This is a genomic window from Halomonas sp. EF61 (assembly GCF_040147045.1).
GTDB lineage: Bacteria > Pseudomonadota > Gammaproteobacteria > Pseudomonadales > Halomonadaceae > Halomonas > Halomonas litopenaei.
In genome coordinates this window covers 826,638-839,796 of record NZ_JAMSHM010000001.1, presented here as the reverse complement: position 1 = coordinate 839,796, position 13,159 = coordinate 826,638, and the positions used below count along the sequence as shown (strand labels likewise).

10 protein-coding genes are annotated in these 13,159 nt (G+C 65.2%); 5 read left to right on the top strand and 5 right to left on the bottom strand.

Annotated elements, in window-relative coordinates; all coding sequences use genetic code 11:
- Positions 1–154: 154 nt before the first annotated feature.
- From NFI08_RS03680 to NFI08_RS03665, 4 genes are all read right to left on the bottom strand, one after another.
- On the bottom strand, positions 155–460 hold the full coding sequence (locus NFI08_RS03680; protein WP_108132161.1) for a hypothetical protein: 306 nt from the start codon (positions 458–460) through the stop codon (positions 155–157).
- A gap of 89 nt (positions 461–549) precedes the next feature.
- Complete coding sequence (locus NFI08_RS03675; RefSeq protein ID WP_222516393.1) at positions 550–1,812, bottom strand: glutamate carboxypeptidase; 1,263 nt, start codon at positions 1,810–1,812, stop codon at positions 550–552.
- A gap of 304 nt (positions 1,813–2,116) precedes the next feature.
- Positions 2,117–3,943 carry a translational GTPase TypA gene (gene typA, locus NFI08_RS03670; protein WP_197037093.1) on the bottom strand — a complete coding sequence of 609 codons (1,827 nt, stop codon included), beginning with the start codon at positions 3,941–3,943 and terminating at the stop codon, positions 2,117–2,119.
- Between the two features lie 166 nt (positions 3,944–4,109).
- A complete protein-coding gene (locus NFI08_RS03665; protein WP_045992387.1) occupies positions 4,110–4,640 on the bottom strand; it encodes a glycosyltransferase family 2 protein in 531 nt (176 codons plus the stop codon).
- A 514-nt stretch (positions 4,641–5,154) separates the two neighbouring features.
- On the opposite strand from NFI08_RS03665, the gene glnA reads away from it, so the two are divergent.
- The 5 genes from glnA (at position 5,155) to NFI08_RS03640 (ending at position 11,261) form a co-directional block, all read left to right on the top strand.
- Positions 5,155–6,561, top strand: coding sequence for a glutamate--ammonia ligase (gene glnA / locus NFI08_RS03660; RefSeq protein ID WP_045992386.1), 1,407 nt, complete (start codon positions 5,155–5,157; stop codon positions 6,559–6,561).
- A 230-nt stretch (positions 6,562–6,791) separates the two neighbouring features.
- Positions 6,792–7,367 carry a DUF4124 domain-containing protein gene (locus NFI08_RS03655; protein ID WP_349587277.1) on the top strand — a complete coding sequence of 192 codons (576 nt, stop codon included), beginning with the start codon at positions 6,792–6,794 and terminating at the stop codon, positions 7,365–7,367.
- A gap of 299 nt (positions 7,368–7,666) precedes the next feature.
- Complete coding sequence (gene glnL / locus NFI08_RS03650; RefSeq protein ID WP_222516395.1) at positions 7,667–8,716, top strand: nitrogen regulation protein NR(II); 1,050 nt, start codon at positions 7,667–7,669, stop codon at positions 8,714–8,716.
- On the top strand, positions 8,709–10,124 hold the full coding sequence (ntrC, locus tag NFI08_RS03645; RefSeq protein ID WP_045992383.1) for a nitrogen regulation protein NR(I): 1,416 nt from the start codon (positions 8,709–8,711) through the stop codon (positions 10,122–10,124). The genes glnL and ntrC overlap by 8 nt, the downstream gene beginning before the upstream one ends.
- Before the next feature lie 168 nt (positions 10,125–10,292).
- Positions 10,293–11,261 (top strand): hypothetical protein, encoded by a 969-nt coding sequence (locus NFI08_RS03640; RefSeq protein WP_222516396.1) that lies wholly within the window; start codon positions 10,293–10,295, stop codon positions 11,259–11,261.
- Positions 11,262–11,339: 78 nt separating this feature from the next.
- Here the strand turns inward: NFI08_RS03640 and NFI08_RS03635 are convergent, their stop codons facing one another.
- Positions 11,340–13,157, bottom strand: a complete 1,818-nt coding sequence (locus NFI08_RS03635; protein ID WP_108132164.1) for an aminopeptidase P family protein — start codon at positions 13,155–13,157, stop codon at positions 11,340–11,342.
- Between the last annotated feature and the right edge of the window lie 2 nt (positions 13,158–13,159).

Genomic DNA, 13,159 nt, shown 5'->3' with positions numbered 1-13,159 from the left:
TGTCGGCGTCGAGACGCGGTAATGGCTGACCGGGCCGAGGCCCGGTCTGACATGTCAACTTTGCGATACAACCATGGCGCCTGACTAGGGGCGATGCGTTTAGCAGGCGTTGGCGGGACGGGTTTCCGTCACTGGCGGGTTCTGGAACTCGTCGTCAGCTGCTGGTATGGGGAGCCAGGGCGCGGTGATCGTCGCCAAGACGCACGGTATCGCCGATCGACAGGTCGCCGATGTTCTTGGTGCGCTCGCCTGTGCGCACGGAGATCAGGGCGACCACGTCGCCGATGCTGGCGGTGTCGTCGTCGACCCTGGCTTCCACCCTGACCCTGACCGAATAGCCATGGTAGCGGCCGGCGATGATACTGCCGACGTGGGCGGTGGGGTATTCGTCGGGCTTGTCGGCGAAGTAGCGCTGAACGCTGTCAGCGCCGGGATCATCCCATTCGACGTGCTTGTGCATTCGCGTATCTCCTTGTTCGCGAAGGATGACGGTGCCCCATTAGCATAGACCGCAACTAGGGCGGTCGCCGTCTTCACCCCTAACGGTTATCAGTCTGCATCAATTGTGGCAGCGCTCGGCCCGGAAAGTTCCTGGATCAGACGGGTGGTGAGATACAGTCGCGGCACAATACTGTCGAGTTCAATGAATTCCTCGTCGCTGTGGTAGCGCCCCCCGACCAGACCGAGGGACTCCAGCACCGCGGGTTGGCCGGTTTCGGGGTCGTAGGCGTAGCCCGCATCGGTGCCCCCACCGATCTCGGCCAGGGCGAGCGTCTGGTCGAGTTCCTGGCGGTAGATAGACTGGGCGAGGGCCGCCAGTTGCTCGGTGGCCGGATTCGGCGGCAGCGGCGGGCGCCCGCGCTCGAGCCGAAACGCTACCTCGGTGTCCGTGACTCGCTGCTCGGCAATAATCGACTGGGCTTCGGCCATGACGCGCTCGTACTCGGTATGATCGAAGTAGCGCATGTCCCCTTCGGCCCTGGCCGAGTCCGGGATGATATTGCGCTTGGTGCCACCCTCGACAATGGTCCAGTTGAGGGTGGTGCCCTTGTCGCTGTCGCCAAGGTCATCGAGCTGGAGCAACTGGTGGGCCAGCTCCATCACCGCATTGCGGCCTTCCTCGGGGGCGCCGCCGGCGTGGGACGCACGTCCCTCGACCTCGAGAAAGGCGTAGTTGATGCCCTTGGTCACGGTGGTGACCGCTGACTCGCCGGGCTTGCCCAGGGTGGGCTCGAAGGACAGGACCGCGTCCTGTTCGCTGGCCAGTTCGGCGATCAGCTCACGGGATCCAAAGGAGCCTTTTTCCTCGTCGGGGTTGAACACCACGGTCAAAGTTCCCCAGGGCGAGAGCCCGAGGTCAGCGAGCAGGCCCAGGCTATGCAGGATGACCGCGATGCCGCCCTTGGCATCGCCGACGCCGGGGCCATAGGCCCTGGAGGCGTCGCTGGAAAAGGGGCGCTTTGCCACAGTGCCTGAGGAAAAGACGGTGTCGTAGTGGATCATCAGCATGAGATCGGCGTCGCCGCTGCCCTGGTGTCGAGCCACCAGCGTGTTGCCGCCGAAGGCCTCGGCCGGGTGCTGTTCGACCTCGAAGCCGAGTTCGACGAGACGTTCCTGCAATAGCGCCTCGACGCGAGCGAGGTCGTCGACATCGCCGGTACCGGAGTCGAGATTGACCAGCGACTCCAGGGTCTCGAGAAAGGCCGAGCGCTCCTGCTCGGCATTGGCGAGCAGGGTGTCATCGGTGGATGGCGAGGCCAGGGCAAATGCTGGCAGCAGGGACAGTAAGGCGATGAAGCGTCGGGCGGCCATGGTGAGCCTCCTTGCTGGGTGGTCACCAAAGGATAGTTCAGTCCGGCCAGGGTGCCGTCCTCACCCCAAATACTGATGTCTCCACTTGCAGACGACACTGGCCGCCATCGGGCGCCGGGCATCGATATTGTCTATATGAGCATTGCCGCAAAACGATGATGCCCGCCATGAACAGCCGGGCATCGATATTGTCTATTCCGCAAAACGACGATGCCCGTCATGAAGAGCCGGGCATCGCTAGAGAGGCCGAAAACAACGATGCCCGCCAGGAGGCGGGCATCGATGAAGCGAGAAAACGCAGCGCTTACTTCTTGGTGGCGCGCTTGCGCTCGTTCTCGGTCAGGAACTTCTTGCGCAGACGGATATGGTTCGGGGTGATCTCGACCAGCTCGTCGTCATCGAGGAACTCGATGGCCTGTTCCAGAGTGAAGCGCACCGGCGGGGTCAGCACGATGTTCTCGTCGTTGCCGGAGGCGCGCATGTTGTCGAGCTTCTTGCCCTTGGTGGGGTTGACCACCATGTCGTTGGCGCGGTTGTTGATGCCGACCAGCATGCCTTCGTAGACCTCGGTGCCGTGGTCGATGATCAGCTTGCCGCGCTCCTGCAGGGCGTACAGGGCGTAGGCCAGGGCCTTGCCCGGAACCATCGACACCAGCACGCCGTTGCGACGCTCGATGGAAGCGTCGGGCTTGAGCGGGCCGTAGTGGTCGAAGCGGCTGGTCAGGATGCCGGTACCGGAGGTCAGGGTCAGGAACTGACCACGGAAGCCGATCAGGCCGCGCGCCGGGATGATGAAGTCCAGGCGGACCCGGCCCTTGCCGTCCGGGTTCATGTTCTTGAGCTCGCCCTTGCGGTAGCCGAGCTCTTCCATGATGGCGCCCTGGTGCTGCTCTTCGCAGTCGATGATGACTTCTTCGTAGGGCTCCTGCTTCTCACCGTCGATCTCGCGGATGATGACCTCGGGACGACCCACGGCCAGCTCGAAGCCTTCACGACGCATGCTCTCGATCAGCACCGACAGGTGCAGCTCGCCGCGGCCGGAGACGATGAACTTCTCCGGGGACTCGCCCTGCTCGACACGCAGCGCCACGTTGTGGATCAGCTCCTGGTCGAGACGATCGCGAATGTTGCGGCTGGTGACGAACTTGCCGTCCTTGCCGGCAAACGGAGAGTCGTTGACCTGGAAGGTCATGGACACGGTGGGCTCGTCGACGGTCAGTGCCGGCAGTGCCTCGACGGCGGCCGGATCACAGATGGTGTCGGAGATCGCCAGGTCGTCGATGCCGGTGATGCAGACGATGTCCCCGGCGGTGGCCTGCTCGGTCTGTACCCGCTCGAGACCCAGGTGGGTCATGACCTGGCCGACCTTGCCCTTGCGGGTCTGGCCTTCCTTGTTGATGACCACCACCTGCTGGTTGGGCGAGATGGCGCCGCGGGTGATGCGGCCAAGGCCAATGACGCCGACGTAGCTGGAGTAGTCGAGTGCCGAGATCTGCATCTGCAGCGGGCCGTCGAGTTCCACCTTGGGCGGCTCGACGATGTCGACGATGGACTGGAACATCGGCGTCATGTCGTCGGACAGCTGGTCAGGCTCGGGACCGGCGATGCCGTTGAGGGCGGAGCAGTAGATGATCGGAAAGTCGAGCTGCTCGTCGCTGGCGCCGAGGTTGTCGAACAGATCGAAGATCTGGTCGATGACCCAGTCCGGGCGTGCGCCGGGGCGATCGATCTTGTTGACCACCACGATCGGCTTGAGGCCCTGATCGAAGGCCTTCTGGGTGACGAAGCGGGTCTGCGGCATGGGGCCGTCGACGGCGTCGACCAGCAGCAGTACCGAGTCCACCATCGACATCACGCGCTCGACCTCGCCGCCGAAGTCGGCGTGTCCAGGGGTGTCGACGATGTTGATGTGGTAGTCCTGTCCCTCGGGGGAATTCCAGCGGATCGCCGTGTTCTTCGCCAGGATGGTGATACCGCGTTCCTTCTCCTGGTCATTGGAGTCCATGATGCGCTCCTGACCCTCGGCCTTGCGGTCCAGAGTGCCAGACTGACTCAACAGCTTGTCGACCAGGGTGGTTTTGCCGTGGTCGACGTGAGCGATGATGGCGATGTTGCGAAGATTCTCGATCACGACGGGATCCTGCTGGAAAAAGTGGGGCAGCATTATAGGGCCTGGGCGATGACAACGACCAGCCTTGTTGGCGCCAATCTCGGCATCGATCCTCAAGATGCTGAACTATCAAGCACCTGCGAGGCGAAAAAAGTAGGCGAAATCGACAGAAAGGACGATCTGACGCTCAGGCGCGCTGCACGACCATCTTGGCGCGACAGGCCTTGAGGCGAGTGGCGAGGTCCTCCACCGCGCTCAAGTCCAGCGACGGGTCGAAGCCTCCCAGTCGATCGAACCAGGTACGTTCGACGCCCAGGGCCCGGGTCGGTGTACGTCGCAGCAGGCTGAGCAGCGATAGTGGACAGGGGCGAGCAGGACGCACCACCGGGCGCGAATCATCGCAGGCGGCTGCCATCATTCGCTCGACCCAGTGGGTGTCCAGAGGGCCGAGGCAGAAGCCGAGCATGCGTCCATTGCTGTGGGAGGCGGCCAGGTTGAGGCGCCGCCCCATGGGCGCGGGCCGGCTGCGCACCTGGCGATAGCCGACGACGGCGTGTTCGCCCGGTTCGCCCAGTAGTGGTGGCGCCATATCGCCATCGTCGATGACGAGGATCTCGCCTCTTCCCTGGAAGAGGGCGACCTGCTGGCGTGCTTCCGCGAGCCGGCGAGGCAGTTCCTTGCCGGTAAGTCGGACATCTATGATCAAGCTGATTTTCACGACGACACTCCGAGGAGGGTGACGCCGGCCGGCAGGAGAGGCGGTCGGAGTCGAACGTAATAAAGTGTATCTTTGCGTTGCGAAAGGTTCCAGCGCCCACTGACACCTCACGATCGGCCCGGCAGAGTTTATAGATCCTGTCACAAAGGTCCAAAGTGGTGCATCGCAGCCTTTGTTGCACTATTGCGGTGCATTAGGCGGCGACTCCTGTAGACGGTGGGCCTTTGTGCCCTAAGCTGGCGCAAAGGGTCTGTTTGGATAAAAAAGATTTGAAACAATGGGTTGAGATTTTTTTGGTCGATGCTGGTGCAATGCTGGCACGCAATCTGCATTGTGGTTGGCAGTGTCATCGTGTCGCGCACGTTGCCATGGGCAGTGTCCCGGGAGCGTGCTACAAAGGATCCCGGTACCCCTTTTGTTCCCTGGATCATCCCCCGTTTCAAACCGGTGACATGGGATTGGCGCCGTTGCGCAACGCTCGAGTCACGAGACAAGTTCCACTCTGGAGGACCACATGTCAGACAAGACCCTCGCCCTGATCAACGAACATGATGTGAAGTGGGTTGACCTGCGCTTCACCGATACCCGCGGTAAAGAGCAGCACGTCACCATTCCGGCCGCCGAGGTCGACGAAGAGTTCTTCGAGAATGGCCAGATGTTCGATGGTTCCTCCATCAACGGCTGGAAGGGCATCAACGAGTCCGACATGATCCTGCGTCCGGAGGACGGCACCGGCTTCCTCGACCCCTTCACCGAAGACGCGACCCTGATCCTGCGTTGCGACATCATCGAGCCGGCCACCATGCAGGGCTACGAGCGTGACCCGCGCTCCATCGCCAAGCGCGCCGAGGCCTACCTGCAGTCCTCTGGCCTGGGCGACACCGCCTTCTTCGGCCCCGAGCCCGAGTTCTTCATCTTCGACGAGGTGCACTGGAAGGCCGATATCGAAGGCGCCATGTACAAGATCAGCTCCGAAGAGGGTGCCTGGTCCACCGACCGCGCCGTCGAAGGTGGCAACCTCGGTCACCGTCCGCGGGTCAAGGGCGGCTACTTCCCGGTTCCGCCGGTGGACAGCTTCCATGACATGCGCGGTGCCATGTGCAACACCCTCGAGGCCATCGGCCAGAAGGTCGAGGTGCACCACCACGAGGTGTCCAACGCCGGCCAGAACGAGATCGGTGTTGCCTTCAACACCCTGGTCAAGAAGGCCGACGAAGTTCAGGAAATGAAGTACGTGATCCACAATGTGGCTCACGCCTACGGCAAGACCGCCACCTTCATGCCCAAGCCGCTGGTCGGCGACAACGGCAGCGGCATGCACGTCCACCAGTCATTCTGGAAGGACGGCCAGAACCAGTTTGCCGGTGACGAGTACGCCGGTCTGTCTGAAATGGCACTGTTCTACATCGGCGGTATCATCAAGCACGCCCGCGCCCTGAACGCCTTCACCAACGCTTCTACCAACTCCTACAAGCGTCTGGTGCCGGGCTTCGAAGCGCCGGTAATGCTGGCCTACAGCGCCCGTAACCGTTCTGCTTCCATCCGTATCCCGTACACCGCAAGCCCGAAGGGCAAGCGTGTCGAGGCGCGTTTCCCCGACCCGACCGCCAACCCCTACCTGTGCTTCGCGGCGATGCTGATGGCCGGTATCGACGGCATCAAGAACAAGATCCACCCCGGCGACGCCATGGACAAGAACCTCTATGACCTGCCGCCGGAAGAAGGCAAGGCCATCCCGACCGTGGCCGAGAGCCTCGACCAGGCGCTGGCAGCCCTCGACGAGGACCGCAGCTTCCTGACCGAAGGTGGCGTCTTCACCGACGACATGATCGACGCTTACATCGAGCTCAAGAACGAGGATGTCGAGCGTCTGCGCATGGCGACCCACCCGATCGAGTTCGACATGTACTACAGCTGCTGATCGGCATAGCGCCTCGTGCGTTCCGTCGGCCCCGCGATGATCGCGGGGCCGATTTTTTTTGCGCGGGCCTTGCGCCTGGGCAAGGGATCCCCTTGGCGCGGGTCGTGGCTGCCGTCATCCTCGTCAGGGGAAGGTCGGCGAGGGCAATCACGATGATGCAGCGGTGGACGCGCAGGGCAGGCCGGGAGAGGGGCGAGAGCGCTCCCTCGTCGCCGAGTCGACCATCACTGATGGCCATTGCCTTGCTGGCAGCATCCGGGCTGGCGTTGCCGGTGGCAGAAACCGTGCCGGCGAGCACCATCTATCGCAGTGTCGGTCCCGACGGCGTCGTGCGCTACAGCGATACCCCCTCGGCCGGCGCCCGCGAGCTGGCACCGCCGTCGTTGTCCAGCGCCCCTGCGCTGGATGTGGCGGCGCCCTCCAGGCCGACGGCGCCTTCAGTACCAGGCCCGGATAGCGACGCCGATATCTTCCAGCCCCACGATGTCCTGGCCATCGCCTCTCCGGCGGATGGCAGCGTGTTGCCCACGGGGGCCGGGGGAAGATTGAAGGTGCTGGCCGCGATCAGCCCGCCTCCGGCGACGGGGGATCGCCTCGGCCTGGAGGTCGACGGTGTGCTCGCCACCAGCGTCACCGGCATCGGCCCACTGTGGCTCACCAATCTGGAGCGTGGCGAGCATCGCCTGGGCCTGGTGGTGCTGGCCCCGTCGGGAGAGGTGCGTCAACGCAGTGCCGATATCGTCATTCACGTACAGCGCGCCAGCCGCCTGCTTCCCGCCAACCCCCTTCGTCCTGCGCCGCCTTGACCCGCGATCTGCGGGCCTTGTGCGGACAGTGATCCAGGCGAGACTGCCCTGCACCAGGTTGGTGCACTAAAATGGTGCGTAGGTGCGCCGACGGTGACCCGCCTCCTCGACAAAAGCACCGTCCTGGCGCCTGCGCGGCGGGAGTGTGCCACTGGCACCAAGGCTGGCCCGCTTCTTGCTTTGAATGTTGTTGTCTGACGCCTGCTCGAGGCCGAGACCTGGACCGCCACCATGGAATGCCGGCTTGGCGCCGTGGCGGCCTCTATCGAGTGGGCGCTTTGCCCCATCAGGATGGACCCATGACGCCTGGCATCATCGAACACCTCACAACTGCGGTCATGCTGCTCGACGGCGAGCTGCGACCGACCTGGATGAACCCGGCGGCGGAGACCTTGCTGGCGGTCAGCGCCAGTCGGGTTGCCGGCGTGGCGCTGAGCGACTGGCTCAGCGGCGAGGATGATATCGCCGAGGTGCTGATACGGGCCCGGGATGGACAGCATCCCTATACCCAACGGGAGGCGCGGCTGGTCCTCGCCGGTGGAGACCCCTTGACGGTGGACTACACCGTGACGCCGCTGTCGCCTGACGAGCTGCTGCTGGAGATGGAACCACGGGATCGGCTGTTGCGAATTTCCCGCGAGGAAGCGCTGCAGTCGCGCCAGGAAACCATGAAGGTGCTGGCGCGGGGGCTGGCCCACGAGGTCAAGAATCCCCTGGGGGGGATTCGTGGCGCGGCGCAATTGCTCGAGCGTGACCTGGAGCAGACGCCGGCGCTCAAGGAGTACACCCGGATCATCATCGAAGAGGTGGATCGGCTCCGCGATCTGGTCGATTCCATGCTCGGGCCCAACCGGGTGAGTCGGCGAGAGCCGCTGAACATCCACCGGGTGCTGGAGCGGGTACGCGCGCTGCTATTGGTCGAGCAGCCGCGGGTGAGCATCGAGCGCGACTATGATCCCAGCCTGCCGGAGTTGACCGGCGATGAAGCCCAGTTGATCCAGGCGGTGCTCAATGTGGCCCGCAACGCCGTCCAGGCGCTGGTCGAGTCCGAGACACCGAACCCGGTGATGACCCTGAGGACCCGCGCGCGCCGCCAGTTCACCCTGGGCGCCCAGCGCCATCGTCTGGTCTGCGACGTCAGCGTGATCGACAACGGCCCGGGCGTCCCCGAGACGCTGCGCGAGACCCTGTTCTATCCGATGGTGTCCGGTCGTGCCGAGGGCAGCGGCCTGGGGCTGTCGATCGCCCAGTCGGTGCTGCACCAGCACGAAGGGCTGATCGAATGCGAGTCCGAGCCTGGACGTACCGAATTCCGTCTGTTGATTCCCCTGGAGATGAGTCATGACTGATACCGCTCGTGTAATGATCGTCGACGACGACCGGGCCATACGCTGGGTGCTCGAGCGCGCCCTGGCGCAGCCGGACCTTGAGGTCGAGGCGGTCGAGCGGGCCGACGGTATCCTCGATCGACTGCTGGCCGAGCCGCCCGACGTACTGGTCACCGATATCCGCATGCCAGGTATCGACGGGCTCGATCTGATGGCCAAGGTGCGCCAGGTGCACCCGGACCTGCCGGTCATCGTGATGACCGCCCATTCCGACCTGGACAGTGCGGTGGCTTCCTATCAGGGCGGGGCCTTCGAGTACCTGCCCAAGCCGTTCGACGTGGACGAGGCGCTGGCCCTGGTGCGACGCGCGGTGGCCCACGTGCGCGAGCGCCAGCGGCCGGTCAGCGTGCCTGAAGGACTCGACGCCGAGATCATCGGTGAGGCGCCGGCGATGCAGGAGGTGTTCCGGGCCATCGGGCGCCTGGCGCACTCGCATATCACGGTGTTGATCAACGGCGAGTCCGGGACCGGCAAGGAGCGCGTGGCGCGTGCGCTTCATCAGCACAGTCCCCGCGCCGCCAATCCCTTTATTGCCCTCAACATGGCGGCGATCCCCCGGGATCTGATCGAGTCGGAGCTGTTCGGCCACGAGAAGGGCGCCTTCACCGGCGCCAGCGCCAGTCGTCAGGGGCGCTTCGAGCAGGCCAACGGCGGCACCCTGTTCCTCGACGAGATCGGTGACATGCCGTCGGAGACCCAGACCCGGCTGTTGCGGGTGCTGGCCGACGGCGAGTTCTATCGGGTCGGTGGTCATACGCCGGTCAAGGTGGACGTGCGCATCATCGCCGCGACCCACCAGGACCTCGAGACGCTGGTCGCCGATGGCCGCTTTCGTGAGGACCTGTTCCACCGCCTCAACGTCATCCGCGTGCACCTGCCAAGGCTGTCCCAGCGGCGCGAGGATATTCCCCGGCTGGCGCGGCACTTCCTGGTCGAGGCGGCCAAGGAGCTGTCCACCGACGTCAAGGTGCTGACCCGCGAAGCCGAGGAGTTCCTGACCCGGGTGGACTGGCCCGGCAACGTGCGTCAGCTCGAGAACACCTGTCGCTGGCTGACGGTGATGGCCTCCGGGCGCGAGATCCTGGTCGAGGACCTGCCGCCGGAGCTGCGCGGCGGCGATGACAGCGCCGCAGGCGGAGACTGGCGTGAAGCCTTCCGCGCCTGGGCCGACAGCGCCCTGGCCTCGGGCCACACCCACCTGCTCGAAGAGGCGGTGCCGGACTTCGAGCGCATCCTTATCGAGACCGCGCTCAAGCACACCGCCGGGCGCAAGGGTGAGGCTGCCGAGCTGCTGGGCTGGGGGCGCAATACCTTGACCCGCAAGCTGAAGGTGCTGCTGCCGTCGCTGGCGGAAGACCAGGAGGTCTGAGCGGGCCGGGGCGGCGAGTCCGGGGGGCACCGGTTTAACCAGCCTGCCCGGACCGGCCTACCCCAAGGGGCATATCATCAGCCTGTTATCGGTGGCCTAGAGTGGTGGCGACGTTGCACCGCTACTCTCGGCGTCGGGGGTAGCGTCACGATTCTGAGGCCTACCCCCATGAACCTTTCACGCTCTCGTCGGCTTGGCCTGGTGGCCATGTCGCTGGTTTTCATCTCGAGCCTCTCGCTTGCCCAGGAGCGGTCCTCGCCACGCACCGTACCGGCCAACAGCGAGCCTGCTGCCAGCAGCGAGGATCTTGCTGCCATCGCCAAGGAAACCACCAATCCGGTGGGTTCGGCCTGGATGCTGTGGATGCAGAACGACTATACCCACCTGGACGGCGACGACTTCGACGGTCGCTGGTCCAATTCCTTCAAGTTCCAGCCGGTCATGTCCTTCCCCTTCGAGATGGCAGACGACAACTGGAACCTGGTGGTGCGCCCGGTGTTCCAGTACAACTCGAGCCCGATGGACGAGAGCTTCGGTACCCTGGCCCGGGGCGGCAGCCCGCTGGAGATCGATCCCGACGAGTGGAGCCGCAATGCTCCCCATCGCGGGCGTACCGAGGGTCTGGGCGACACCGCCCTGGTGACCTTGATGGGGCCTGCGCGCAAGGATGGCGTTATCTGGGGGCTGGGTCTGACCCAGATCTTCCCCACCGCCGAGCATGATGTGCTGGGCCAGGGCAAGTTCCAGGCGGGGCCGGCGGCCCTGATCGCGCGCCTGGCGCCCAATCCCGGTGGCTGGAACATGGGCCTGCTGGCTCAGCACTGGTGGTCCTACGCCGGAGAAGATGACCGCGAGCACACCAGCCAGACCGATCTGCAGTACTTCCTCAACTACCGGCTCAGCGGCACCGAACTGGTGGGCATGACACCCAACGTGCGCATCAACTGGGAGGCCGACAGCGGCGAGAAGGTCAACTTCCCGATCGGCCTGGGCTATTCCAACGTGGTCCGCATGGGCAGCACCCCGGTGCGCCTGGCCGCCGAGATCCAGCACAGCGTGATCCGCGGTGATGAGTGGGATGCGGACTGGAACTTCCGCTTGATGTTCATCCCGGTGGTCAAGAACCCGTTCATGTAACGGCGCTGGCAGCCTACGCAAAGGGGCCCCGCCATGGCGGGGCCCCTTTGCATCTGCGGCCGACCAGCAGGCCCGCTATCAGGCAAGCGTCAGCGGCTCGGTGCGGGCTTCGAGCCAGGCCAGCGCCTGGCCGTCGAGCCTCGGCGCCAGCCGGCGGCGGACCTCGTCGTGGTAGGCGTTGAGCCAGTCGATCTCGGCCTGATCCAGGGTGAACAGGTTCAGGCAGCGGGTGTCGATGGGACACAGGGTCAGGGTCTCGAACTCGAGGAAGTCGCCGAAGTCGCTGGGGGCCGCGGCGCGGTTGGCCACCAGGTTCTCGATGCGCACCCCCCACTGGCCGGGACGGTACACCCCAGGCTCGTTGGAGGTGATCATGCCTTCGCGCATGGCGGTATGTTCGGCGACGGAAGCGCCCGAGCTGATCACCTGAGGGCCTTCGTGGACGTTGAGGAAGTAGCCCACGCCGTGGCCGGTACCGTGACCGTAGTCGCGGCCGGTGGCCCACAGCGGCGCCCGCGCCAGAGCGTCCAGCCGCGAGGCGGCGATGCCCTCGGGGAAGCGCGCCCGCGACAGTGCAATCATGCCCTTGAGCACCAGGGTGCAGTCTTCGCGCTGAGCCTCACTGACGGTGCCGACCGGGACCATGCGGGTGATATCGGTGGTGCCACCGCGGTACTGGCCGCCGGAGTCGATCAGCAACAGGCCGTCGCCCTCGATCACCGAATGGGCCTCCTGGGTCGCGCGGTAGTGGGGCAGGGCACCGTTGGCGTTGAAGGCGGCGATGGTATTGAAGCTCTCGCAGACGAAGTCCTCGTCCTTGGCGCGTTCCTCGTACAGGCGGGCCTCGACGTCCAGCTCGGTGACCCGTTCGCCGGCGGCGAAGGCGGCCTCCAGCCAGGCGAAGAAGCGACACAGGGCCGCGCCGTCGGCTTCCATGGCCTGACGCACGAAGCCGAGCTCGTGGGCTGTCTTGATGCCCTTGGCCAGGGTGCTGGGCTGGAAGGCTTCGACCACGGTCATCTCGTCCGGCAGGGCCTGGCGGGTCCCCAGCGTCAGCCGGGCCGGATCGATCAGCACCCGTTCGTCCCGCGGCAGGGCGGACAGCCGCGCCGCCCAGTCGGCATAGTCGGCCACCTCGACGCCATCGGCCTTGAGCGCGTCGACCAGTTCGGGAGCGAGCTTGCCGGGTGCCACGAACAGGGTGGCGGTGGCGCGACCGATCAGCAGGTGGGACAGGAACACCGGATTGAAGCCCACGTCGGCACCGCGCAGGGTGGTCAGCCAGGCGATGTCGTCCAGCGTCGACACCAGATGCCAGTCGGCGTGGTGCTCGGCCATGGCCGTGCGTACCCGGTCCAGACGCTGGCGCCGGGTCTCGTCCAGATAGCGGCCGGCGTGGGGTTCGATGGCCCCGCTCGGCAGGCTCGGGCGATCGCGCCAGATCTCGTCGAGCAGGTCGCTGTCGCCGCGCAGGACGACGCCCCGTTCACCAAGGATGTCCTCGAACTGGCGGCCGTGGGCCAGGGACACCACCTGGGCGTCGTAGCCCAGGGTGTCGCCGGCCTCGAGACGCTCGGCCAGCCACTGCATCGGTGCGCTGGCCTGGCCCTGGGTCAGCTTCATCATGCTGATGCCGGTGCCGGCGAGTTGAGCCTCGGCCTGCACGAAGTAGCGGCTGTCGACCCACAGGCCGGCCTCGTCCTGGGTCACCACCAGGGTACCCACCGAGCCGTCGAAGCCGGACAGCCACTCGCGACCGGCCCAGTGCTCGGGCAGGTATTCGCTGTTGTGCGGATCGCTGGACGGTAGCCACCAGGCATCGATGGCGTGGCGGCGCATCGCCTCGCGCAGATCGCTCAAGCGTTGGCGAGCGGTATCGGCACTGGCTGAGGTCATGC

What these genes read in the sequence shown, in the direction of transcription:
- ntrC (WP_045992383.1), top strand. Translation starts at nt 8,709, where the DNA reads ATGACTGATACCGCTCGTGTAATGATCGTCGACGACGACCGGGCCATA.
- NFI08_RS03635 (WP_108132164.1), bottom strand. Translation starts at nt 13,157, where the DNA reads ATGACCTCAGCCAGTGCCGATACCGCTCGCCAACGCTTGAGCGATCTG.
- NFI08_RS03640 (WP_222516396.1), top strand. Translation starts at nt 10,293, where the DNA reads ATGAACCTTTCACGCTCTCGTCGGCTTGGCCTGGTGGCCATGTCGCTG.
- NFI08_RS03675 (WP_222516393.1), bottom strand. Translation starts at nt 1,812, where the DNA reads ATGGCCGCCCGACGCTTCATCGCCTTACTGTCCCTGCTGCCAGCATTT.
- glnA (WP_045992386.1), top strand. Translation starts at nt 5,155, where the DNA reads ATGTCAGACAAGACCCTCGCCCTGATCAACGAACATGATGTGAAGTGG.
- NFI08_RS03655 (WP_349587277.1), top strand. Translation starts at nt 6,792, where the DNA reads ATGGCCATTGCCTTGCTGGCAGCATCCGGGCTGGCGTTGCCGGTGGCA.
- NFI08_RS03680 (WP_108132161.1), bottom strand. Translation starts at nt 460, where the DNA reads ATGCACAAGCACGTCGAATGGGATGATCCCGGCGCTGACAGCGTTCAG.
- glnL (WP_222516395.1), top strand. Translation starts at nt 7,667, where the DNA reads ATGACGCCTGGCATCATCGAACACCTCACAACTGCGGTCATGCTGCTC.